This window comes from Pseudomonas sp. RW407 (assembly GCF_003176655.1).
GTDB lineage: Bacteria > Pseudomonadota > Gammaproteobacteria > Pseudomonadales > Pseudomonadaceae > Pseudomonas > Pseudomonas delhiensis.
This window is the reverse complement of record NZ_QGSL01000014.1, coordinates 1-582: the sequence shown is the minus strand read 5'-3', so window position 1 is coordinate 582 and position 582 is coordinate 1. Positions and strand designations below refer to the sequence as shown.

Here is a 582-nt window from a genome sequence, read left to right as displayed (position 1 = left end):
CCCAGTGAGATCTCATCTTGAGGCTAGTTTCCCGCTTAGATGCTTTCAGCGGTTATCTATTCCGAACATAGCTACCCGGCAGTGCCACTGGCGTGACAACCGGAACACCAGAGGTTCGTCCACTCCGGTCCTCTCGTACTAGGAGCAGCCCCTCTCAAATCTCAAACGTCCACGGCAGATAGGGACCGAACTGTCTCACGACGTTCTAAACCCAGCTCGCGTACCACTTTAAATGGCGAACAGCCATACCCTTGGGACCGGCTTCAGCCCCAGGATGTGATGAGCCGACATCGAGGTGCCAAACACCGCCGTCGATATGAACTCTTGGGCGGTATCAGCCTGTTATCCCCGGAGTACCTTTTATCCGTTGAGCGATGGCCCTTCCATACAGAACCACCGGATCACTAAGACCTACTTTCGTACCTGCTCGACGTGTCTGTCTCGCAGTCAAGCGCGCTTTTGCCTTTATACTCTACGACCGATTTCCGACCGGTCTGAGCGCACCTTCGTACTCCTCCGTTACTCTTTAGGAGGAGACCGCCCCAGTCAAACTGCCCACCATACACTGTCCTCGATCCGGAT

At 54.8% G+C, this 582-nt stretch carries 1 rRNA gene; it reads right to left on the bottom strand.

What is annotated here, in order from left to right:
- Positions 1-582: ribosomal RNA gene (locus DK254_RS00810) — 23S ribosomal RNA — on the bottom strand; the annotation flags it as partial.